The organism is Curtobacterium sp. 260 (assembly GCF_030803485.1).
In the GTDB taxonomy this organism is placed as follows: Bacteria; Actinomycetota; Actinomycetes; order Actinomycetales; family Microbacteriaceae; genus Curtobacterium.
The window spans coordinates 36620-59757 of the sequence record NZ_JAURUY010000012.1 but is presented as its reverse complement, the minus strand read 5'-3'; the positions used below and the strand labels follow the sequence as shown (position 1 = coordinate 59757).

The following is a 23138-nucleotide window of genomic DNA, read 5'->3' as shown; positions in this document are numbered from 1 at the left end:
CCGGTCCTGGTGCGTCGCAGTGTGTCCCGCGGCCCACGGACCGCAGCCGCTGCGCCTGTCGGAGGGCGCGCCTAGACTGATCCGGTCATGACGATCGTGCTCGACCCCTTCGACCAGTCCCCCGAGCCGGGCGCGGGCAACCGCCCCGGCGGGTACGACGACCCCTTCACCGCGGGTCTCAACCCCCAGCAGAAGGAAGCCGTCGAGTACCGCGGCGAGTCCCTGCTCATCGTGGCCGGTGCCGGATCGGGCAAGACGAGCGTGCTCACCCGCCGCATCGCCCTGCTGCTGGCGAACCGCGAGGCCTGGCCGTCGCAGATCCTCGCCATCACGTTCACGAACAAGGCCGCCGCCGAGATGCGCGAGCGCGTGCAGGCACTGGTCGGGCAGGCCGCCGAGGGCATGTGGATCTCGACGTTCCACTCGGCGTGCGTACGGATCCTCCGGCGCGAGGCCGAGCGCTTCGGGTTCCCGCAGTCGTTCACGATCTACGACTCCGCGGACTCCCGCGCCCTCCTCAAGCGGATCATCAAGGAGCTCGAGGCGGACTCCCTCGGGCTGACCGTCGGCGCCGCGGCGTCGAAGATCTCGAAGCTCAAGAACGAGCTGCAGGACGTCGACACCTACGCCCGGAACATCAACGTGAACGACCCGCAGGAGGTCATGTTCACCGAGGTGTTCCGGCGCTACACGAACGAGCTCCGCCGGGCGAACGCCTTCGACTTCGACGACCTGATCGGGCAGACCGTCTTCCTGTTCCGCGCGTTCCCCGAGGTCGCCGCGCTCTACCAGCGCCGCTTCCGGTTCGTCCTGGTCGACGAGTACCAGGACACCAACCACGCGCAGTACGCCCTGATCCGCGAGCTCACCCGCCCGGTGCCCGTCGAGCAGGTCGACAAGCTCGAGGACACCGGACAGCACGTCGCCCGGATGCGCGAGGCCGACGGGTCGATCGCCCCGGCATCGCTCACCGTCGTCGGTGACTCGGACCAGTCGATCTACGCCTTCCGCGGAGCAGACATCCGGAACATCGTCGAGTTCGAGCGGGACTTCCCGAACTCGAAGGTGATCCTGCTCGAGCAGAACTACCGGTCGACGCAGACGATCCTCGACGCTGCGAACGCCGTCATCGCGAACAACTTCGACCGCCAGGCGAAGAACCTGTTCACCGACGTCGGGGCCGGCGACAAGATCGTCGGCTTCACCGGGTACACCGGCCACGACGAGGCGCAGTTCGTCGCCGACGAGATCCAGCGCCTGCACGACGAGGGCACGTCGTACCGGGACATGGCCGTGTTCTACCGGACCAACTCGCAGACGCGTGCGCTCGAGGAGATCTTCATCCGCTCGGCGATCCCGTACCGGGTGCTCGGCGGCACGAAGTTCTACGAGCGTGCCGAGATCAAGGACGCCATGGCGTACCTGATCACCGTCGCCAACCCGGCCGATCCGCTGTCGCTCCGGCGCATCCTCAACGTGCCCAAGCGCGGCATCGGTGCCGTGACGGAGACGGCACTGCAGCGCTACGCCGACGAGCACGAGACCTCGATGCGCGACGCCCTGCGGCACGCCGACGAGCTCGGGTTCGGGCCGAAGGTGCGGACCGCGATCACGTCGTTCGCAGCGCTGCTCGACGACGTCGCTTCGCGCGCCGCGACCCAGCCGGTGGTCGACACGCTCACGCAGCTGCTCGACGGCTCCGGGCTGCTCGAGAACCTGCGGAAGTCGCCCGACGCGCAGGACGCGGCGCGTGCGGACAACATCGACGAGCTCGTGGCGGTGACGCGGGAGTTCCAGAAGAACAACCCCGAGGGCACCCTGTCCGACTTCCTGACCGAGGTCTCCCTGGTCGCAGCGGCCGACGAGCTCGACGACTCGTCCGGCACCGTGTCGCTCATGACGCTGCACACGGCGAAGGGCCTGGAGTACGACGCGGTGTTCCTCACCGGCGTCGAGGAGGACCTGCTGCCGCACCGGATGTCCGCGAACGAGCCGGGCGGCCCCGCCGAGGAACGCCGGCTCTTCTACGTCGGCATCACCCGAGCGAAGAAGTCGCTCTTCCTGTCGCTGGCGATGACCCGCGCGCAGTTCGGCGACGTCAACGTGGCGATGCCGTCCCGCTTCCTGCAGGAGATCCCCGAGGGCCTGATCGAGTGGAAGCAGTCGCCCGGCATGGCGAACAGCCGCGGGGGGACCGAGCCCCGCGCGCTGAACGCCCGTCGCGGTGGCGGTCCGGGTGGTTCCGGCGGTGCCGGCGGGGGCGGCGGTGGCTACCGCGGCGGTGGCGGCTTCGGCGGCGGTTCCTACGACCGTGCGGCCGCGGCGGCGAAGACCCGTCCGAAGACCGAGTGGGCGAACCGGGTGTCCGGGCAGGTCCGGGACAACGGTGACATGGAACTCGTCGCCGGCGACCGCATCAAGCACGTCGACTTCGGCGAGGGCACGGTGTCCGCGGTGACCGGGCAGGGCGCGAAGCGCATCGCCGAGATCGCCTTCGACGCCGCGGGTCGCAAGAAGCTGCTCATCAAGATCGCGCCGATCGAGAAGCTCTGACGGCAGCGGGCGCGGCGGTGCTCAGCGCACCATCCGGACCGCATCGAGCCCGTGCGGGCCGATCGGTTCGTGCTTGACGGTGCCGTCCCGCTCGAAGCCGTTCCGCCGGTAGAAGGCTTCGGCACGCTGGTTGCCGTCAGCGACCCAGAGGAACGCGGGCGCGGTGCCGATCGCGGCCTCGAGCAACGCCTGTCCGACGCCCGCTCCGTGCTGCGCGGCGAGGACGTAGATGCCCTCGAGCTCGCGGTCCCGTGGGGCCTCGCCGCGACCGGGTCCCGCGGACGCCCAGCCGACGATCGCGTCGCCGACGGTGGCGACGAGCACGTCGACACCGGGCACGGCGATGATCCCGCGCCACCGTGCCGCGCGGGCATCGACGTCGAGGGCCGCGAGGAACTCCGCCGGCAGGAGGTGGGCGTAGGCCTCGCGCCACGCCTGCACGTGCACGGCGGCGATCGCGTCGGCATCCCGCACCTCGGCCGGTCGGACGGTGAGCGCGTGCGTGGTCCCCATCCGACGACGGTACCGCTGGCCCTGCCGTCGGCGTCGAACCACGTTCCCGACGTCGAACCAGCACCGGCGGCTGGTTCGATGTCGGGATCCTGGTTCGACGTGCCGCTGCACTACGCGGAGCACGTCGCGCCGTGGGGTTCCGTGGCGCGAGGTGCTCCCGGTTGTGCGGGGCGCCGTCGGCCCCGCGGCCCCGCTCGCAGCGGCGACCGCACCGGCGTCGCGCCCGCAGCGTCCCAGCCGCGCCGACCCTCCCGCGCTACGGCTGCAGCCGCGCCACGTCCCAGCCGTCGCCGGCGCGGACGTACTGCAGCCGCCGGTGCATCCGGTCGCGGCTGCCCTGCCAGAACTCCACCACGTCGGGCTCGAGCCGCCATGCCACCCAGCCCTCGGGGCGCGGCACGTCGTCGTCGCTCTCGTCGAGCAGCACGTTCGCGTCGTCGATCAGGTCCTGCAGCGTGCGCGGTTCGAGCACGTCCGACTGGTCGGCGATCGCGGTGGCGGCGCGTGACTTCGGCGAGCGGTCGACGAACAGCGCGTCGGACTCCTCGTCGGACAGCTGCACGGCCCGGCCCTCGAAGCGCAGCTGCTGCATGCTCTCGCGCCAGTACACCTGCAGCGCCGCGTGCGGGTTGTCCGCGAGCTGCCGTCCCTTCGGGCTCAGGGTCGAGGTGCCGAACACCAACCCGCGGTCGTCGAGCCGCTTCACGTCGACGGTGCGGGCGGACACCCGCCCGTCGGCACCGGCGGTCGCGAGGGTCATCGACATCGGCTCGGACACCTCGCGCTCCGCGGCGCCGTCGAGCCAGGCTCGGGCGACGTCGAACGGGGACGCGGGAGGCGCGTCGAACTCGGGCAGGTGCAGGGAGTCGTCACCGGAGAGCGAACTGGACATGCCCCCACCCAACCGTGCTCAGTCGGTCCACGTCCAGGTCGCCGGGGGACGACCGCCCCGGCCGGTGGACGTCGGGGAGGCATCGGCTCGGACGAGCGCGGGGTTCGTCCGGAGTGCACGGTTGAGGTTGCCGGCATCCGGGGCGGTCCCGTGGAGCGCCGCGTGGAGTACTGCCGCCGCACTCGTCGGGAAGACGTCACCGAGCAGGGCGCGTGTCATCGGGACGTCCCGCCAGAGCCGGGTGCGCACCTGGTCGAGGGCGGCCCGCACGATCGTGTCGTGGTCGAACGGGAGGCCCAGGTCGCCCCCGTCGGTCGACCTCCACACCACGGGCCCGCCGTCCACCGCCGGTGCCACGACCGCCGCGAACGCGATGCTGATCGCGGTCTCCCGCGGGTCGCGGGACGGGCCGTCGAACGCACCGACCTGTGCGAGGTGCCGCACCGCCCCGGTGCCGATGGCGGCCTTGGTGCGCAGGGCGCGCCGTGCACCGTCGGCGAGGCGTTCCGCAGCGTCCAGGAGCACGCCGGGCAGTGCCTCCCGACCGGCGTACGGGTCGTACGCCCGGCGCGCGGTGGCGACCCGCAGACCCTCCGTCACCGTGAACGACACCGGGACGACGTCGATCGCGATGAGCGGCTGGTCGCGGGTCGCCGTGTGGGCGTCGGTCACACCGACGCCCGGCGGGCCGCGCGGGCGGCGCGTTCGGTGCGGAGCGTCTCGCGCACGTCGGCGAACGACTGGTGCACCCGGAAGCGGCCGTCGACCCAGACGGGCTGGAGCAGGCTGGTCGCCTCGTCCTCGGCGGTGGCCTCGTCGGTCTGGCGGATCTCGCCGGTGTCGTCGCGGTGCAGGGCGATTCGGCCCTTCGCGCTCTTCTTGCCGCTGCCGGTCTTCGGGTCCTTCTGGATGTCGACCGGCTGCCCGTCGACGAGGGCCCACGTGGCCTTCACGGCGCTGCCGAGGTTGTCGCGCGTCATGTACTGGTACGTGTACGACCCGATGCCGAGCACGACGTTGTCGCTCGCGTAGCCCTTCGCGGCGAGGCGCTCGTAGATGCGACGGGCACGGTCGAGCGTGATGCTGTCGCCGTAGATGACGCCGATGTGCTGGTCGAGCACCTTGAAGCCCCGCTCGTTGACGGTGTGCCCGAACAGCTCGTCGAGGAGCTCGACGACGCCCTTCTCCTCGTGGCTGCGCGACGGGTCGGTCAGCGCTGCCTGGTCGACGCCGTGCACGGTGCCGGTGACGATGTCGACCGGGTCGCCGGAGTCCGGGCGGATGACGAGCTTGCCGTCGCGGGCCGTGATGCGGTCCTTGAGCTGCGGGAGCGTCTCGGTGATCACCTTGAACAGGTCGAAGCCGTCACTCACCGCCGAGACGATGCCGGTCGGGTAGACGTCGAGGATCTGCGCGAACGTCTCGAGCTCGCCGTCGGCGCCGCGGACGCACATCACGCTGTGCTCGGTGGCGGGGACGCTGGCCGCCACCCAGCCGTTGTCGCCCGGGTAGTAGCGGTCGATGAAGTCGAGCGACGGCATCGAGTCGGTACCGAGGAACGACAGCAGGTGTCCGGCACCGCCCGCGGCGGCGGACTCGATGCTCGTCTGCCCGCGGAACGAGAAGTCGTGGGCGGCGAAGTCGATGCTCGCCGGGTCGGCGCCGGTGCGCTCGGCCCACTCCTCCATGAGGTCGCGGTACTCGAGCGCCTTCGTCGCGACGGTCGAGGGGTGCCAGATCGACGCCGACAGGGCGGTCTCGATGTAGTTCGGCAGCCAGAAGAAGTCGTCGAGGGTGTTCTCGACCGTCAGCGTCGCGACGCCGATCGGGGCGAGGGTGCCCTCGGGGAGCGCCCGGATGTCGAGCGGGAGGTACCCGAGGCGGTGCAGGGCGCGGACGTGGTCGACACCGATGTGGTTCGGGCCGAAGTAGCCCTGCAGCGCCTGCTCGAACAACCGCGCGACCTCGTCCTCGTCGGCGGCGAAGAACGGCGCCCACGCCTCGACCAGGTACCGCTGCACGAACGCCTGCAGCCCGAAGACCACCGCGTGGGTCGACTCGGGCATGTGCGCGTTCGAGCGGTTCGTCCAGTTGATCAGGATCCGGGTCGTGCCCTCGGGGTAGACCTGCCGGTGCGAGTGCTTGTACCCGTCGACCGCCAGCAGCGGGGCGATCGGACTCGCGGTGGTGGTGCGGGGCTCGAGGCCCGTCGTGGTCGTCATCGGATCTCCTTCGTGAGGTACGGGCTGAGCGGGACGGTGCGGAGGCCCGGGACGTCCTGCTGTGCGGGGTAGCTGTCGGTGGTGACGATCTCGCCGAAGTGCTCGGCGAGCTGCGGGGCCCGTCCGGAGAAGACGCCGTGCGAGACCCAGAGGCCCAGGCGCTCCGCAGGCAGGCCGGTCGAGCCGGCGAGGCCCGCGAAGGTGCCGCCGCCGTCGCAGATGTCGTCGACGACGAGCAGCCGACCGGTCTCGGGGAGCGGCTCGCACGAGAACCCGTCGAGCTTGCCGGTGTCCGGGTTGCGGTGCTTCTCGGCGCGGAACATGGGGAGTCCGGCTGCCTCGGCGACGAGCGCCGCCCGGGCGACCGCGCCCTTGTCCGGGGCGATGATGCCGCTGTAGTCGGACCCGGCGAGGACGGCGTCGTGCACGACCCGCTCGCTCGGCACCACGGTGAGGCGCTCGACCAGCCCGACGATCACGGGCGAGTGGGGGTCGAAGGCGATCACCCGGTCGATGGCGAAGCCGTTCAGGACGTCCGCGTAGACCTTCGCGCCGAAGGGGAGTCCGCGGTCCTGCCGCGCTCCGGGCAGGTACGGAACGAGCGCCACCGAGCGTGCCCCGCGCTGTCGGACCGCGTCCGCCCACATGCCGAGCATCACCAGGTCGTCGCCGCCGGTGCCGCGCAGGGTCGCGATCTCGGTGGTCGCCCCCGCGTCGGCGTCGTCCCGGACCTTGACGTGTGCCTCGCCCGCGGGGAACCGCATCGTGGAGAACGTCGGTGTCGTCGGTGTGCCCTGGGCGTCCCAGGTGCTGAGTTCGACTGCCATGGTCCGACCGTACCACTGTTCTTGTCGCCATGACAAGAACTTGTCGGGATCAGTGGGCGTACCGCGCGGCGATCCGGTGCATGGCCCGCAGCAGCAGCGGCCCCGGGAGTCGGAGCGCCCACCCCGGCACGAGGCTCCGCACGCGCCGGACGAGCGCGACGGTCCGCCGGAAGCGCCGCTGCTCGCGCGGCCCCCAGGCGAAGCCGTACGCGGTCCGCAGGGCCTCCGGCAGCATGCCGACGGTGACGATCCGGACGAGTGGCATCGCGGTGCGGACCCACAGCGGTGCGAAGCGGGGGTGCAGGAGGTCGCGCACGATCCCACGCGCGTCGTCGGTGACGTGCAGGGCGGGCAGGGCCGCACCCCAGTACACGTCGAAGGAGGCGACCGAGGCGAACCAACCGTCGGCGGGCACGCGCAGGGACGTCGCGATCGGGGCGTAGGCCGCCAGGACACGCTCGGCGTCGTCGGCCGACAGGGGGTCGCCGAACAGCTCGTGTGCCCGTCGTGCGGAGTCGAACAGCGTCGCCGCCACCCACCGCTGCCGGTCGACGTCGTCGGCGCCCTCGACCGGTCGGTGCGCCCGGTCCACGAACGCGGTCGCCACGGCAGCGTCGGTCTCGGTCCCGATCACGACGGCGTAGACGAACATCAGGGTGTGGGCCAACCGCTGCTGCGGTCGACGGGCGAAGTCGGAGTGCCGTCGGACCCCGGCTGCGACGACCGGGTCCGCGATCTGCAGCAGGATGGCGCGGCCACCGGCCGCGACGGGCGTGCTGTCCGCGAGCCACCGACGCAGCTCGCGGTCGGCGACGTGACCGTGTGCCGGACGGGAGGCCCGTGGTCCGCCCGTCGCACCGCGTCCGTCCACCGACCGGTCGCCGTGGCCGGCGGGGCGGGGGTGGGACGAGCCTCCCGGCCGTCGCGTCACGGGCGTGTCCCGCTCCGCCGTGCCCGCGGGAGCGGCGCGGTGTCGAGGAACAGGGCTGCGGCCAGCGCCACCGCGCCGCCGATCAGCGCGCCGACCAGCCACGCGACGCTCACGAGCGTGCCGCCCGCGGCCGCCAGCAGTGTCACGACCAGCCAGATGGCCGGCAGGGGCCACCGGTGCGCCGTCGCGCCGGTGACCAGGGCGAGCACGACACCCGCGACGAGCAGCGGGAGCCAGGCGATCCCGCCGGCGCGGGCGCCCGAGTGCGCCGCCGCGGCGACGAGCAGCAGGGACGCCAGCGAGAGGAGCCGGGCCAGCGCGGGCGTCGCACGGACACGGTCGCGGACGCCACGGAGCACGGCCCGATCGTACTGGGCCGTGCTCCGTGGGGGTCGTGCGGGTGTCGTGCTCAGAGCGGCTTCGTGCCGAGGTCGCCGCCGAGGTCCGGACGCTCGGTGTCGTCGTCGTGCTCCCACAGGTCGGGCGAGCCCTCGCGCGGAGCGCCACCGGTGGGGCCGTCGTCGGTTCCGTCGCCCGGCTGGGGCTCGACGGTCTCGCCGGCGACGGCGTCGTTCGTGACGGTCTCGAGGGACTCCTCGGACTCGTCGACCTCGTACGGACCCACGTGCTCGCGGTCCAGGTCGTCGGTACGGCGCTCCTGGGCGTCGAAGTCGTCGACGGGGCTGATGCCGGGGTCGCTCATGGTGCAGTCCTTCCGTGGGAGGGTCGGGCTCCGGAGCGGGTCGCCGGGGCCGTCGGGCCTTCCTGTGTACGCCGTCCGCCTGACCGGTCGTCCGGTCTGTGGTCGTCCGGTCTGCGCACCCCTCGTCCGGTTTCGCGTCCCGTTCACCTCGGCGTCACCTGCGGTCCACGATCGCGGGTCACACTCGCCGTGCTCGGGGGAGTGGAGCGCGGTCGCCGACGGGTGGTCGAGCGACCGCGCCTTCCCCACCCCGGGTCCGACGCCGGCGCGTCAGACGCGCTCGAGCAGGTGCCGTTCCTCGACGTCGGCCAGCCCGAGGGTCTTGTACCCCGCGGACTCGAAGAACACCGTCAACCGGTCGTCCTCCGTGCTCATCACCGTCCCTCGGCCCCACTGCGCGTGCTCGACGGGCGACTCCGGGGGCCAGGCGTCGTCGTTCGCACCGTCGGCACCGTGGGCGTCCGCGTCCTGGGCGGTCCCGGCCGTGCACGTGTCGCAGTTGCCGCACGGCTCGGCGAGCTCGTCACCGAAGTACCCGAGCAGGAACTGCCGGCGGCAGCCCGAGGTCTCGGCGAACCGGCGCATCATCGCGATGCGCGACTCCTCGATCTCCTCGCGCTCCTTCGCCTGCGCCTTCGCGAGCCCCGCTGCCGCCTCGGCGTCGCGGGGGCCGTCCGGTCGACGGGTGAGACCGTCCTCACCGTCGTCGAGCGCGCCCGCGTCGACGAGGGCGTTGGCGGCGCGGCCCGCGGTGCGAGCGGCGAGCCCGGAGCGTTCGGCGAGCTCGGAACGGGCCACCGAGCCCTCGGCGGGGACGGCGTCGAACACGGCACGGAGGGTGGCCGGGCGCGGCGACCCGGACGCGAAGAAGCGTCGGAGGCCGAGGTCCTCGGCGCGGTAGTGCATCGTGGCGAGGCCGACGTCGCCGTCGCGGCCGGCACGGCCCACCTCCTGGTAGTAGGCGTCGACCGACTCGGGGACGTCGGCGTGCACGACGAAGCGCACGTCCGGCTTGTCGATCCCCATGCCGAACGCGCTGGTGGCGACGACGACGTCGAGCTCGCCGTCGAGGAACTCGTGGTGGACCCGCTCGCGGTCCCGCACGCGGAGGCCCGCGTGGTACGCCTTCGCCCGGCGACCACTCTCCACGAGTTCGTCCGCGTACACCAGGGTCTCGGCGCGGGTGGCGACGTAGACGATGCCGACCCCCTCGAGTCCGACGACCTGCTCCACGACCGCCTCGCGCTTCGACTCGTCGTCGGCGTGCCGGGCGACCTCGAAGCGCAGGTTCGGCCGGTCGAAGCCGGTGGCGACGACCAGCGGGTCCCGCATGCCGAGCCGCTCGACGATCTCGGCGCGGACGGGCGTCGACCCGGTCGCGGTCATCGCGAGCACCGGCGGGCGCCCGAGGCGCTCCACGACCTCGCCGAGCACCAGGTAGTCCGGGCGGAAGTCGTGCCCCCAGCTCGACACGCAGTGCGCCTCGTCGACGGTGACGAGCGCGACGCCGGCGTCGCGCAGCCGCTCGACGACCTCGTCCTTCGCCAGTTGCTCGGGGGCCAGGAACACGTACCGGGCCTCGCCGGACGCCACGGCGTCCCACGCGTCCTCGAGCTGCCGGCTGCCCCTGGTGGCGTTGATCGTGACGGCTCGGGGCGCGTCCGGGTGGTCCTCGATGCCGACGACCTGGTCCTCCTGCAGGGCCACGAGGGGCGAGACGACGACGACCGGGCCGTCCAGGGCGAGCGCGGCGACCTGGTAGATCGCGGACTTCCCCGAGCCGGTGGGCATGAGCGCCAGGGCGTCGCGACCGTCGAGGACGGCGTCGACGACCTGTTCCTGCTCGGGGTGGAGGTCCCAGCCGAAGACGTCGGCGGCGCGGGTACGGAGTTCCTTCTGCACCCGTCGACCGTGCCCCGTACCGCCTGGCCGACCATCCGGCGACTGCGTCCCCCGGCCACCGGGGGGCGCGAGGGAGGTGACGGGGGTGGGGCGTGCCTCCCGACCGGCGTTCCTCGGTGCCGACGCATCCCGCGGCCGAGCGGGCGACCGGTGTCCGGACGGACGTGCTCTCCGTCCATGTGGCGGCGCTAGGGTGGTCGCGGCCGTCGTCTCGACATCGAGCGACCCTCGACGTTGAGTGCGCGACCCGATGACCGATGCCGATCGCACGAACCGTGCGGGAAGAAGAACAGCGTGGATCTTTTCGAGTACCAGGCCAGGGACCTCTTCGAGTCCTACGGCGTCCCTGTGCTGCAGGGCATCACCGCCGACACCCCGGAAGAGGCGAGGGCGGCCGCCGAGCGGATCGGCGGCGTGGTCGTCGTCAAGGCGCAGGTGAAGGTCGGCGGTCGCGGCAAGGCCGGCGGCGTCAAGGTCGCGAAGACCCCGGACGAGGCGTACGAGCACGCCGAGGCGATCCTCGGCCTCGACATCAAGGGCCACACCGTGCAGCGCGTGATGGTCGCCCAGGGTGCGGACATCGCCGAGGAGTTCTACTTCTCGGTGCTGCTCGACCGGGCGAACCGCTCGTACCTGTCGCTCGTCAGCGTCGAGGGCGGCATGGAGATCGAGCAGCTCGCGGTCGAGAAGCCCGAGGCGCTCGCGCGCGTCGAGGTGAACCCGCTCACGGGCATCAACAAGGAAGCCGCGCTCGACATCGCGCGCCAGGCGAACTTCCCGTCCGAGCTCCAGGACCAGGTCGCGGACGTCTTCGTGAAGCTCTACGACGTGTTCGCCGGCGAGGACGCCACCCTCGTCGAGGTGAACCCGCTGGTCCGCACCGGCGACGGGCAGATCCTCGCCCTCGACGGCAAGGTGTCGCTCGACGACAACGCCGACTTCCGCCACGAGGGTCACGCGCAGCTCGAGGACACCGCGAGCGAGGATCCGCTCGAGGCCAAGGCGAAGCAGCACGGCCTGAACTACGTGAAGCTCGACGGCGAGGTCGGCGTCATCGGCAACGGCGCAGGGCTCGTCATGTCGACGCTCGACGTCGTCGCGTACGCCGGTGAGCGCCACGGTGGCGTGAAGCCCGCGAACTTCCTCGACATCGGCGGTGGCGCCTCGGCCGAGGTCATGGCGAACGGCCTCGACGTCATCCTCGGCGACCCGCAGGTGAAGAGCGTGTTCGTGAACGTCTTCGGCGGCATCACCGCCTGCGACGCCGTCGCGAACGGCATCGTCGCCGCACTCGGCATCCTCGGCGACTCGGCGACCAAGCCGCTCGTCGTGCGCCTGGACGGCAACAACGTGGACGAGGGTCGCCGGATCCTGGCGGAGGCGGCGCACCCGCTCGTCACCGTCGCCGAGACCATGGACGATGCGGCCGAGCAGGCCGCCGAGCTCGCCGCGGCCGCGGCGTAAGGAGCACCAGAGCAATGTCGATCTTCCTCAACAAGGACTCGAAGGTCATCGTCCAGGGCATCACCGGCGGCGAGGGCACGAAGCACACCGCGCTCATGCTCAAGGCCGGCACCCAGGTCGTCGGCGGCGTGAACGCCCGCAAGGCCGGCACCACCGTCACGCACGGCGACGTCGAGCTGCCCGTGTTCGGTTCGGTGCGCGAGGCCGTCGACACCACCGGTGCCGACGTCTCGATCGTCTTCGTCCCGCCGGCGTTCGCGAAGGACGCGGTCATGGAGGCCATCGACGCCGAGGTCCCGCTCGTCGTCGTCATCACCGAGGGCATCCCCGTGCAGGACTCCGCGGAGTTCTGGGCGCACGCGAAGGCGCTGGGCGGGAAGACCCGGATCATCGGCCCGAACTGCCCCGGCATCATCACCCCGGGGGAGTCGCTCGTCGGCATCACCCCGGCGACGATCACCGGCAAGGGCCCGATCGGTCTCGTGTCGAAGTCCGGCACCCTGACCTACCAGATGATGTACGAGCTGCGTGACCTGGGCTTCTCGACCGCCATCGGCATCGGCGGCGACCCGGTCATCGGCACGACGCACATCGACGCGCTCGCCGCGTTCGAGGCCGACCCGGAGACGACGGCGATCGTCATGATCGGCGAGATCGGCGGCGACGCCGAGGAGCGCGCGGCCGACTACATCAAGGCGCACGTCACGAAGCCGGTCGTCGGCTACGTCGCGGGCTTCACCGCGCCCGAGGGCAAGACCATGGGCCACGCCGGTGCGATCGTCTCCGGTTCCGCCGGGACCGCCGAGGCGAAGAAGCAGGCGCTCGAGGCCGCCGGCGTCAAGGTCGGCAAGACGCCGTCCGAGACGGCCGCGCTGCTGCGCGAGGTGGTCGCCGCCGCGACGGCGTAGCGGTCCGCACGACCCGACGGACGGGAGGCACGGTGCCGGTGGGCACCGTGCCTCCCGTCCTGCTGTGGACGGTCGGCCAGTCTCCACAGGTGCCGCGCGGCTCGCTCGGTGACCGCGGGACGGCACGTACCCTGACCACGATGAACCGCCTGGGAACCGCACTGCTGGCCGCCGTCGAGGCGATCGTGACGGTCGGCGTCGGCGTCGGGATCGCCCTCGTGCCGCTGACGCTGCTCTGGGGCTTCGAGTACGGGCTGCAGGTCGACTGGGACGTCTTCTGGAAGGCCGCGGGCAGCGTCTGGCTCGTCGGACACGGCGTCGACGTGACCTTCCGGCTCGGCAGCGACGTCGCCGGCGCCTCCGGGGTCGAGGGAGCCGCCGACCCGATCCACGTCACGCTCGCGGCCCTCGGCTTCGCGGTCGTGACCGCCTGGCTCGGTGGGCGCGCCGGACGGCGGTTCGCCGAGACGGAGCACCGCGCGACCGGGCTCCTGGTCGGCACCGCCGCCGTCGCACTGCTCGGGCTCGCGGTCGCGCTGTCGTCCACCTCGGCAGCGACGGACCCCGTGGTCTGGCAGGCCGTCGTGCTGCCCGCGCTCTGGTTCGCGGTGCCCGCCCTGGTGACGAGCGAGGTGTGCCGGGTCCGTCGTGGTCTGCCGGCCGATCCGCTGACACGGCGGGTGCTCGACCAGGTCGACCGGATCCCCGCGCTCTGGCGCACCGTCGCCGGCTTCGCGCTCCGCGCCGGCACCGCGGTGACCGCCGTCGTGGTCGCCGCCGCGGGCGTCGTCGTCGCGTTCCTGCTCGTCACCTCGTTCGCCGAGGTCATCGCGCTGTACGAGCGTTCCCACGCCGGCGTGGTCGGGGGGATCGCGCTCACCGTCGGACAGCTCGCGTTCCTGCCCGACTTCGTGGGGTGGGCGGTCGCGTGGCTGGTCGGACCGGGCTTCGCGATCGGCACCGGGTCGAGCGTCTCGCCCGTCGGCACGTCGCTCGGGCCGATCCCCGGTGTCCCCGTCTTCGGCGCGCTGCCGGCGTCCGGGCACACCTTCGGGCTGCTCGGGGTGCTGGTGTCCGTCGTCGCCGGGTTCGTGGTCGGCGGCCTCATGCGCCCCGCGCTCGTCCGGGCACTGGGCGACGACGACTCCCCGCTCCGTCGGGCGCTCGCCGGTGTCGCCACCGGTGTCGTGGCCGGCGTGCTGACCGGGGTCGCGACGGGCCTGACCGCGGGCTCGCTCGGCCCCGGGCGGCTCGCCGAGGCCGGGCCGGACGGGCTGCTCGTCGGACTGCTGGCGGCGCTCGAGGTCGGGCTCCCCGCCGCGGTCGCGCTGGCCGTCGGGAGCGACCTGGTGCGCCTGCCCGAGCGGCCGTGGGGCCGTGAGCGCTGGGTCGAGGCCGAGGGCGACGCTGCTGCCGACGCCGCTGCCGACGACGCCCGGGCCGGCTCGCTCGTCGCCGCGCTGGACGAGGCCGGAGCGGGGCGTGCGAGTGCGACGCACCGGTTCACGGTGCACGAGGCGCACGAGTCCGCGACGCACGCGGGCCCGTCGTCGGTGACGGGGGCACGCCCCGGGGACGACCAGCCGACCGAGACGATCGCGGACGACGAGCACGCCGCCGCCCCCGCCACCGCCGAGGGCAGATCTGCGCTCTCGTCCGTGCAGGACCACCGTGCCGTGCCGGACCGTGGAGCCGAGCCGGAGCCCGAGCGCCCCGACGGGGGCGACCGTGCGCACGAGCACGAGCACGAGCACGAGCGCGAGCACGCGGCGCCGTCCGCTGTCTCGGGTCGCGCGGTCGTCGAGGAACCCGACGACGTCCCGCTGCCCGACTGGGCCCGCACCGACGCGGTCGCCGCGGAACGGGTCACCCCGAGCCCGGCCACGCCCCCGGCGCGGAGCGGCATCAGCGGCCTGCGCGACCGACTCCGTGGTGCGGCCGGTGACGTCCGCGCCCGTGCCAGCGAGCAGCTCGACCGGGTCGGCGGCGCAGCAGGGCACCACCAGACGCACCACCAGACCGAGCGGTCCGGGCGCGACGAGACGCTGCCGCACGCCCCGGGCACGGAACAGCAGCCGGCGTTCCCGTGGAGCACCGAGGAGTTCGTGGCCGGACGCGACGACGTCGACCAGACCGCGGGCGCCGAGGAGACCCCCGGCACGGGGCGGTCGACCGGCGCCGGGCAGGACCCGCCCCGGTGGGACCAGACCGACCAGATCGCCGAGGACGAGCTGCCCTGGTGGCGCCGTCCGAAGCACGACGCGTAGCGCTCGCCGCGCCGCCGCTAGGCTGGTCCCCGTGCTCGAACTGGTCGTCCTGATCTCCGGTACCGGCTCGAACCTCCGAGCCCTGCTCGAGGCGACGACCGACGCCGAGTACCCCGCCCGCGTGGTCGCGATCGGGGCGGACCGCGATGCCGAGGGCCTGGCGTTGGGCGAGGAGTTCGGGGTCCCGACCTTCTCGGTGCCGTTCTCCCGCTTCGCCTCGCGCGACGAGTGGGGCGCCGAGCTCGCCGCCCAGATCCGGCCGTGGTCGCCGGACCTCCTCGTGCTCTCCGGCCTGATGCGCCTGCTCCCGCACGCCGTCGTGTCCGAGTTCGCCCCCGCGATCATCAACACCCACCCCGCGTACCTGCCCGAGTTCCCCGGCGCACACGGCGTCCGTGACGCCCTGGCGGCCGGCGTCGAGCAGACGGGTGCCAGCGTGATCCAGGTCGACGACGGCGTGGACACCGGCCCGATCCTGGCGCAGGAGCGGATCCCGGTGCTGCCGGACGACTCCGAGTCGACGCTGCACGACCGCATCAAGCCGGTCGAGCGCCGCCTGCTCATCCAGACCATCCTCGACATCGCCAACGGCACCACCGACCTGAAGGGCACCCCGAGCGCATGAGCGTGCACGCCGCCGACCCCAGCCTCTACCGCCACCGCGACGTCGTCCCCGTGCGGCGCGCGCTCATCTCGGTGAGCGACAAGTCCGGCCTGCTCGAACTCGCCGGCGCCCTGGCCGACGCGGGCGTGGAGCTCGTCTCGACGGGCAGCACGGCGCAGACGATCCGCGACGCCGGGTACGCCGTCACCGACGTGTCGAGCGTGACCGGGTTCCCGGAGTCGCTCGACGGCCGCGTCAAGACCCTGCACCCGGCCGTGCACGCGGGGCTCCTCGCCGACCTGCGCCTCGAGTCGCACGAGCAGCAGCTCGCCGAGCTCGGCATCGCGCCGTTCGAGCTCGTCGTCGTCAACCTGTACCCGTTCGTCGAGACCGTCGCCTCGGGTGCCGAGGCCGCGACCGTGGTGGAGAACGTCGACATCGGCGGACCGGCGATGGTCCGCGCCTCGGCGAAGAACCACCCGAACGTCGCGATCGTCGTGTCGCCGTCGTCCTACGCCGAAGTCGTCGAGGCCGTCCGCGCCGGCGGCACCACGCTCGAACTCCGGAAGCGCCTCGCCGCGCAGGCCTTCGCCCACACGGCCTCCTACGACGCCGCCGTCGCCTCGTACTTCGCGACCGACGTCGTCGGGCAGGACGCGGCACACGTCGCCGCCCAGGCCGCCGCGCCCACGGTGACGGGCGACCTCGAGACGCCCGGCTCGTTCGACGAGACGCTCCGGCTCGAGGCCGGGCTGACCGCGACGCTCCGCTACGGCGAGAACGCGCACCAGGCCGCCGCGCTCTACACGACCTCCGGCGGAGCGGGCATCGCCCAGGCGACGCAGCTGCACGGCAAGGAGATGTCGTACAACAACTACGTCGACGCCGACGCCGCCGTCCGGGCCGCGTACGACTTCGACACCCCCGCCGTCGCGATCATCAAGCACGCCAACCCGTGCGGCATCGCCACCGCCCCGGCCGACGCGGTCGACCCGATCGCCTCGGCGCACGCCGCCGCGCACGCCTGCGACCCGCTGTCGGCCTTCGGCGGGGTCATCGCCGCGAACCGCCCGGTCACGAAGCAGATGGCCGAGACCGTGCGCGACATCTTCACCGAGGTCGTCGTGGCCCCGGCCTTCGACCCCGAGGCGCTCGAGATCCTCTCGCAGAAGAAGAACATCCGGCTCCTCACCCTGCCGGCGGACTTCGCGCTCGCGCCCCGTGAGGTCAAGCAGGTCTCCGGCGGCTTCCTCGTGCAGGACGCCGACCGCTTCACCGCCTTCGACCAGTCGACCTGGACCCTGGTGTCCGGGGAGCCGGCCGACGACGCGACCCTCGCCGACCTCGCGTTCGCGTGGAAGGCCAGCCGCGCCGTGAAGTCGAACGCGATCCTGCTCGCCGACCAGGGCGCGAGCGTCGGCGTCGGCATGGGCCAGGTCAACCGGGTGGACTCCTGCCACCTCGCGGTGGACCGCGCCGGGGAGCGTGCCCGTGGCAGCGTCGCGGCGTCGGACGCGTTCTTCCCGTTCGCCGACGGCCTGCAGGTCCTGCTCGACGCCGGCGTCCGTGCCGTCGCGCAGCCGGGCGGCAGCGTCCGTGACGACGAGGTCATCGCGGCGGCGCAGGCGGCCGGCGTGACCATGTACTTCACCGGCGAGCGTCACTTCTTCCACTGAGTCACCGAACACCGAACACCGGTCACCGGACACCGTCACGCGCTCGGATCGACGGCGTCCAACAACGCCGAGACCATTGCGCAACACGTGCGACTGTGAATATTCTGTAAGGCTCCGCACCGCACCGGACGATCGCAACCGGATCGGCCGTGCCCGCGGACACAACGGTGACGAAGACGACGACTGGAGTGACGATGGACGCGACGACCGGAACAGTGGCGACGGCTGCCCGGACGGGTCTCGTGTCCCTCGTGGGGACCACTCCCGCCCCGCGACCCCGGACCCGGACGGCACCGCCGCTCCGGTACCCGGGCGCGGCCGCCGTCTAGCCAGGCCTCCCACGGCCTCGCGCCCGACGACACCGTCGGCGAGCGCGGACCACCTGCTGAGAACCCGGGGACCCGTGTCCCCGGTGCCCTCCGGCCCGGTCGACGTCACGCGAGTGGCGGCGACGGCGCGCGACCACGCGCCCGGCCGACGACCACCGCACTGCCACGCCGCGCCTCCCGGCCGGACCGCCACCCACCGACGCGACCCGTCGGCGGGCCGGACGACCCGACCGAGCGGACGCCGCACGACGCACGAGGACGCAACCGCATGTCCACAACGCCCGACCAGGCGACCCCCTCCACCGACCGCCCCTCGACCCTGCGCGCCATCGGGCGCATCTGGCCCTACGTCAGGCCGTACCGCTGGCGACTGTTCGGCGGCATGGCCGCGGCGATGGGCGCCTCGCTCGTCGCCCTGGTGATCCCGTACGTGCTCCAGTGGCTCGTCGACGGACCGCTGTCCTCGCGCGACGCCGCGCTCATCTGGCCCGCCGGACTCGGCGTGCTCGCACTCGGCGCCCTCGAGGCCTTCTTCATCGCATCCCGCCGACGGCTCGTGATGCGCCCGTCGACGCGCATCGAGACGAGCATGCGCAACGCGCTCTACGCCAAGCTCCAGGACCTGCCGGTGGCCTTCCACGACCGCTGGGAGTCCGGGCAGCTGCTGTCCCGTTCGGTGTCCGACCTGTCGCTCATCCGCCGATGGCTGGCGTTCGGTGTCGTGCTGCTCGTGGTGAACATCGTCACGATCGCCGTCGGCTTCGTCGTGCTGTTCACCTTCGGGTGGCTGCTCGGACTGATCTTCCTCGTGGCGTCGATCCCGCTGTGGATCAACGGCCTGCTGTTCGAGCGGAAGTACTCCGTCGTCGCGCGGCGCAGCCAGGACCAGGTCGGCGACCTCGCCACGAGCGTCGAGCAGTCGGTGCACGGCATCCGCGTGCTCAAGGCGTTCGGCCGCGGTCGCTTCAAGCTCGACGAGTTCAGTGAGCAGGCCGAGGCACTCCGCGGCACCGAGATCGAGAAGGCGAAGGCCATCGCGAGCATCTGGCTGTGGCTGCTGCTCGTGCCGGACGTCGCGTTCGCGCTGTGCCTGCTCGCCGGCATCTGGCTGGCGTCGCAGGGCGAGCTGACGGTCGGACAGCTGTTCGCGTTCTTCGCGACGGCGACCGTGCTGCGGTTCCCGATCGAGTCGATCGGGTTCTTCCTGTCGATGACGTTCGACACCCGGACCGCGGTCGACCGGTTCTTCGAGGTCATGGACTCCGAGAACACGATCCAGGACCCGGCGTCACCGAGGACCATCGACGAGCCGCACGGTGCGCTGTCGTTCAACGCCGTGCACTTCCGGTACCAGGACGCGACGGACGAGTACCCGGACCTGGTGGACGGCGTCGAGCTGCAGCTGCACCCGGGCGAGACCATGGCGCTCGTCGGCCTGACCGGCAGCGGCAAGACGACGCTGCTGTCCCTGGTGCCGCGGCTGTACGACGTGACCGGCGGCTCGATCACGATCGACGGCGTCGACGTCCGCGACCTCACCCGCGCGGACCTCCGTCGGCACGTCGGTGTCGCCTTCGAGGACGCCACGCTGTTCTCGACGAGCGTCCGCGACAACGTGCTGCTCGGCCGGCCCGACCTGTCCGGCGACGAGGCCGAGCGCATCATGCGCGAGGCGCTCGACATCGCGCAGGCGTCCTTCGTCGACGACCTGCCCGAGGGCGTCGACACCCGCGTCGGCGAGGAGGGGCTGTCGCTCTCCGGCGGCCAGCGGCAGCGTCTGGCGCTCGCTCGCGCGATCGCCGCGCGGCCGTCGGTCCTGGTGCTCGACGACCCGCTGTCGGCGCTCGACGTCGACACCGAGGCGCGGGTCGAGGCCGGGCTCCGCCGCGTGCTGGCCGACACCACGTCGCTCATCGTCGCCCACCGCCCCTCGACCGTGACGCTCGCCGACCGGGTGGCGCTCATGGAGGGCGGACGCATCACCGCCGTCGGCACCCACTCGGAGCTGATGGCCACCAACGAGCACTACCGCTACGTCATCTCCTCGCTCGACGAGGACGACGCACCCGCCCGAGAGGAGGCGATGGCATGAGCCAGCAGGACCAGGTACCGCCCGTGGACACGGCAGCCGGGCCGGGAGGCCCCGATCCCGTCCTCGACGACGTCGCGGACACGAAGGCGGCCGGCCCCGTCACCGCCGCGGTCACCACGCTCGGCGTGCGCGGCGAGGAGCGCGAGGACTTCAGCAAGGCGGAGAGCAAGCGCCTGCGGCGTCGCTCCCTCGCCCTGCTCGGGTCGCTCGCGGCTCCGCTGAAGGCACGCCTCGTGCTGCTCGGCGTCGTCGTGGTGGTCTCCACCGCGGGCACCGTCGCGGGTCCCGCGCTCATCGCGTGGGGCATCGACAACGCCCTGCCCCGGGTGATGGACGAGAACGACTGGGTACCGGCGTTCGGCGTCGTGGCGACGTACATCGTCGTCGCGGTGCTCGGCGCGGTCCTCACCGCCTGGTACACCGTGCTCGCGGCGCGGATCAGCCAGGCGATCCTGTTCGACCTGCGGAAGCGCGTGTTCCTGCACACCCAGCGGCTGTCGCTCGAGTTCCACGAGACGTACACGTCCGGGCGGATCATCTCCCGCCAGACGAGCGACCTGGACTCGATCCGCGAGCTGCTCGACTCCGGCCTGAACCAGCTCATCCAGGGCGTGCTCTACATGGTGTTCACGGGCATCGCGCTCGTGCTGCTCGACCCGACCTCCGGGCTCGTGCTCGCGGTGTCGCTCGTGCCGCTGTGGTTCCTGATCCGCTGGTTCCAGACGAACTCGCAGACCCTGTTCCGGGCCACCCGTGTGACCTCGGCGCGCGTCATCGTGCACTTCGTCGAGACCATGACCGGCATCCGGGCGGTGCAGGCGTTCCGGAAGGAGTCCCGCAACCGCGACGAGTACGGCGGCTACGTCGAGGACTACCGGGTGGCGAACACGAAGGTCTTCAACCTGTTCGGCACGTTCGACCCCGTGCTCGTCCTCATCGGCAACGCCACGCTCGCGGCCGTCGTCATCGTCGGCGGCTTCCGGATCGTGGGGGGCTCGCTCGAGGTCGGCGCGCTGCTCGCGGTCGCGCTGTACGCCAAGCGATTCTTCGACCCGGCCCAGGAACTCGCGATGTTCTACAACGGGTACCAGTCGGCCTCGGCGGCGATGGAGAAGATCTCCGGCGTCCTCGAGGAACGCCCGTCGGTGCCCGACCCCGCGAAGCCCGTGCGGCTGCCGGACGCCACCGGTGCGATGGACTTCGACGACGTCGAGTTCGCGTACAACGCGGAGAAGGTCGTGCTCCCCGAGTTCGACCTGCACATCCCGGCGGGGCAGACCATCGCGCTCGTCGGGTCGACCGGTGCCGGGAAGTCGACGCTCGCGAAGCTCATGGCGCGGTTCTACGACCCGTCGAAGGGTTCCGTGCGGCTCGACGGCGTGGACCTGCGGGACATCGACCCGAAGGACATGCGCCGCGCGATCGTCATGGTCACGCAGGAGGCGTACCTGTTCTCCGGCTCCGTCGCGGACAACATCGCGCTCGGCAAGCCCGGGGCGACGCGGGACGAGATCGTGCGCGCGGCGAAGGCGGTCGGGGCGGACGCGTTCATCGAGGCCCTGCCCGACGGGTACGACACCGACGTGAACAAGCGCGGTGGCCGGGTGTCGGCCGGGCAGCGGCAGCTCCTGTCGTTCGCCCGGGCGTTCATCGCCGACCCGAAGGTGCTCATCCTCGACGAGGCCACGGCGTCGCTGGACATCCCGTCCGAGCGGCTCGTGCAGGAGGGCCTCGAGACCCTGCTCGCGGACCGCACCGCCGTGATCATCGCGCACCGCCTGTCGACCGTCGCGATCGCCCACCGGGTGCTCGTGATGGAGTACGGGCGGATCGTCGAGGACGGCACGCCGGACGACCTGATCGCGGGGACCGGGCGGTTCGCCCAGCTGCACGCCGCCTGGCGGGACTCGCTCGTCTGACGGACCGGGCTGCACGTGGTTTGCTGACTCCATGAGCAACGACAGCGTGCAGCCCGGCGGCGTCGCCCTGCGCGACCCCTTCTACGGGGCACCCTTCGCCGAGGCGGTCCGACGGTTCTGGCGGAAGTACACCGTGTTCACCGGACGGGCCTCCCGCTCCGAGGCCTGGTGGTGGTGGCTGACGTCGTTCGTGATCGGGCTCGTGCTCCAGCTCGTCCCGCAGGTGTTCACGCCCGGGACCCCGGTGCTCGAGAACCCGGTCGGCTCGTACCTGTTCGTGCTCTGGGGCCTGGCCACACTGATCGGGTCGCTCGCCCTCGGTGCCCGTCGGCTGCACGACGCGAACCTGTCCGGCTTCTGGCAGTTCCTGCACGTGGTCGTCGGCATCGGCTCGCTCGTGCTGCTGGTGATGTTCCTGCTGCCGCCGAACCCGAAGGGCTCGCGCTTCGACTGAGCGCTCAGAACGGGTCGTCGGCGTCCGTGGCGGGTGACCAGCGCGCCCGACGCACGTCGATCCTCCAGGCCGACGAGCCCGATGCAGCTGACGACCGTTCCACGAGCGGCGTGCCCTCGGCACGGTAGTGCTCGAGGGCACGCGCCTCGTGCCGGACGGGCGGCAGTCCGCCGGCGCGCACCACGCGCCACCACGGCAGGTCGGCGCCCTCGCGGGCCATCACCGTGCCGACGGCGCGAGCGGCCCGCGACCCGAGGACGGCGGCGACGTCGCCGTACGTCATGACGTGTCCCGCCGGGATCAGCCGGACCACCTCGGCGACGGCGGCCCCGAAGTCCGGCTCGGCCCCGGAGTCCGGCTCGGGTCCGGACTCGGCTCTGTCCACGCCCGGTCAGAGCGCGAGAACGGCGTAGTGGTCGCCGTACTGCGTCTCACGCACGACCTCGAACCCGAGGGCGCGGAAGAACGCCTCGGGGCCGCCGTGGCCGCCCGGCTCGTACACGACCGTGAGCCGCTCGAACCCGCGGCTCCGGGCCTCGTCCGCGAGACCGTGCACCGCGAAGCGGCCGACACCGCGGCCCTGCGCGTCGGCGGCGACGTTGACGCGCCAGATCGCGCTGCGGAGCTCTTCCTCGTTGTTGTCCTCGTCGAAGGTGCCGATGATCATCCCGACCACGCGGTCCCCGTCGAGCACCACGCGGGTCCACGCCGAGCTCGGCTTCACGTCGGACTCGGCGACGCCGTACGTCGTCGGCTGGACGAACTGCTCCTGCCCGGGCTTGAGCGTCAGCGAGTTGGCCGCGGCGGCGGTCGACGCGGAGAGGGCTTCGAGGCGGAGGTCCGTCATGCCGCTCAGGGTAGCGGTGCACCCCGTCCGGGTGC

General features: G+C 72.4%; 20 protein-coding genes. 9 read left to right on the top strand and 11 right to left on the bottom strand.

What is annotated here, in order from left to right; all coding sequences use genetic code 11:
- Positions 1–87: 87 nt before the first annotated feature.
- Positions 88–2553 carry an ATP-dependent helicase gene (locus J2X59_RS13055; protein ID WP_326496968.1) on the top strand — a complete coding sequence of 822 codons (2466 nt, stop codon included), beginning with the start codon at positions 88–90 and terminating at the stop codon, positions 2551–2553.
- Between the two features lie 21 nt (positions 2554–2574).
- On the opposite strand, the gene J2X59_RS13050 is transcribed toward J2X59_RS13055, so the two are convergent.
- The 9 genes from J2X59_RS13050 to J2X59_RS13010 form a co-directional block, all read right to left on the bottom strand.
- Positions 2575–3066 carry a GNAT family N-acetyltransferase gene (locus J2X59_RS13050; RefSeq protein ID WP_326496967.1) on the bottom strand — a complete coding sequence of 164 codons (492 nt, stop codon included), beginning with the start codon at positions 3064–3066 and terminating at the stop codon, positions 2575–2577.
- A 256-nt stretch (positions 3067–3322) separates the two neighbouring features.
- Positions 3323–3958 carry a pyridoxal 5'-phosphate synthase gene (locus J2X59_RS13045; RefSeq protein ID WP_326496966.1) on the bottom strand — a complete coding sequence of 212 codons (636 nt, stop codon included), beginning with the start codon at positions 3956–3958 and terminating at the stop codon, positions 3323–3325.
- 18 nt (positions 3959–3976) lie between these two features.
- Complete coding sequence (locus J2X59_RS13040) at positions 3977–4630, bottom strand: NUDIX hydrolase (RefSeq protein ID WP_209685328.1); 654 nt, start codon at positions 4628–4630, stop codon at positions 3977–3979.
- Complete coding sequence (locus J2X59_RS13035) at positions 4627–6180, bottom strand: nicotinate phosphoribosyltransferase (RefSeq protein ID WP_326496965.1); 1554 nt, start codon at positions 6178–6180, stop codon at positions 4627–4629. Before J2X59_RS13035 ends, J2X59_RS13040 begins: the two co-directional genes overlap by 4 nt.
- Entirely contained in the window at positions 6177–7007 is an 831-nt protein-coding gene (locus J2X59_RS13030) for a ribose-phosphate pyrophosphokinase (RefSeq protein ID WP_326496964.1), read from the bottom strand. Before J2X59_RS13030 ends, J2X59_RS13035 begins: the two co-directional genes overlap by 4 nt.
- Before the next feature lie 49 nt (positions 7008–7056).
- On the bottom strand, positions 7057–7878 hold the full coding sequence (locus J2X59_RS13025) for an oxygenase MpaB family protein (protein WP_326496963.1): 822 nt from the start codon (positions 7876–7878) through the stop codon (positions 7057–7059).
- A 56-nt stretch (positions 7879–7934) separates the two neighbouring features.
- Positions 7935–8297 (bottom strand): hypothetical protein, encoded by a 363-nt coding sequence (locus J2X59_RS13020; RefSeq protein WP_326496962.1) that lies wholly within the window; start codon positions 8295–8297, stop codon positions 7935–7937.
- 50 nt (positions 8298–8347) lie between these two features.
- A complete protein-coding gene (locus J2X59_RS13015) occupies positions 8348–8641 on the bottom strand; it encodes a hypothetical protein (protein WP_066656863.1) in 294 nt (97 codons plus the stop codon).
- Positions 8642–8911: 270 nt separating this feature from the next.
- Entirely contained in the window at positions 8912–10543 is a 1632-nt protein-coding gene (locus tag J2X59_RS13010; protein WP_066656860.1) for a RecQ family ATP-dependent DNA helicase, read from the bottom strand.
- Between the two features lie 294 nt (positions 10544–10837).
- Here J2X59_RS13010 and sucC point away from each other — a divergent pair, with 294 nt between their 5' ends.
- From sucC to J2X59_RS12970, 8 genes are all read left to right on the top strand, one after another.
- Positions 10838–12007, top strand: coding sequence for an ADP-forming succinate--CoA ligase subunit beta (gene sucC, locus J2X59_RS13005; RefSeq protein WP_066656857.1), 1170 nt, complete (start codon positions 10838–10840; stop codon positions 12005–12007).
- A gap of 14 nt (positions 12008–12021) precedes the next feature.
- Positions 12022–12915 (top strand): succinate--CoA ligase subunit alpha, encoded by an 894-nt coding sequence (gene sucD, locus J2X59_RS13000; RefSeq protein ID WP_066656854.1) that lies wholly within the window; start codon positions 12022–12024, stop codon positions 12913–12915.
- Positions 12916–13055: 140 nt separating this feature from the next.
- Positions 13056–15182: a cell division protein PerM gene (locus tag J2X59_RS12995; protein WP_326496961.1), complete on the top strand. Its 2127-nt coding sequence runs from the start codon at positions 13056–13058 to the stop codon at positions 15180–15182.
- Between the two features lie 31 nt (positions 15183–15213).
- A complete protein-coding gene (purN, locus tag J2X59_RS12990; RefSeq protein WP_251155224.1) occupies positions 15214–15807 on the top strand; it encodes a phosphoribosylglycinamide formyltransferase in 594 nt (197 codons plus the stop codon).
- Positions 15804–17462, top strand: a complete 1659-nt coding sequence (purH, locus tag J2X59_RS12985) for a bifunctional phosphoribosylaminoimidazolecarboxamide formyltransferase/IMP cyclohydrolase (protein WP_326496960.1) — start codon at positions 15804–15806, stop codon at positions 17460–17462. Before purN ends, purH begins: the two co-directional genes overlap by 4 nt.
- Positions 17463–18059: 597 nt before the next feature.
- Positions 18060–19883, top strand: coding sequence for an ABC transporter ATP-binding protein (locus J2X59_RS12980; protein WP_251155226.1), 1824 nt, complete (start codon positions 18060–18062; stop codon positions 19881–19883).
- Complete coding sequence (locus J2X59_RS12975) at positions 19880–21802, top strand: ABC transporter ATP-binding protein (RefSeq protein ID WP_245172345.1); 1923 nt, start codon at positions 19880–19882, stop codon at positions 21800–21802. The genes J2X59_RS12980 and J2X59_RS12975 overlap by 4 nt, the downstream gene beginning before the upstream one ends.
- A gap of 31 nt (positions 21803–21833) precedes the next feature.
- On the top strand, positions 21834–22256 hold the full coding sequence (locus J2X59_RS12970) for a DUF805 domain-containing protein (protein WP_066656841.1): 423 nt from the start codon (positions 21834–21836) through the stop codon (positions 22254–22256).
- Between the two features lie 4 nt (positions 22257–22260).
- On the opposite strand, the gene J2X59_RS12965 is transcribed toward J2X59_RS12970, so the two are convergent.
- A complete protein-coding gene (locus J2X59_RS12965) occupies positions 22261–22641 on the bottom strand; it encodes an MGMT family protein (protein ID WP_326496959.1) in 381 nt (126 codons plus the stop codon).
- Between the two features lie 6 nt (positions 22642–22647).
- A complete protein-coding gene (locus J2X59_RS12960) occupies positions 22648–23103 on the bottom strand; it encodes a GNAT family N-acetyltransferase (RefSeq protein ID WP_066656837.1) in 456 nt (151 codons plus the stop codon).
- Between the last annotated feature and the right edge of the window lie 35 nt (positions 23104–23138).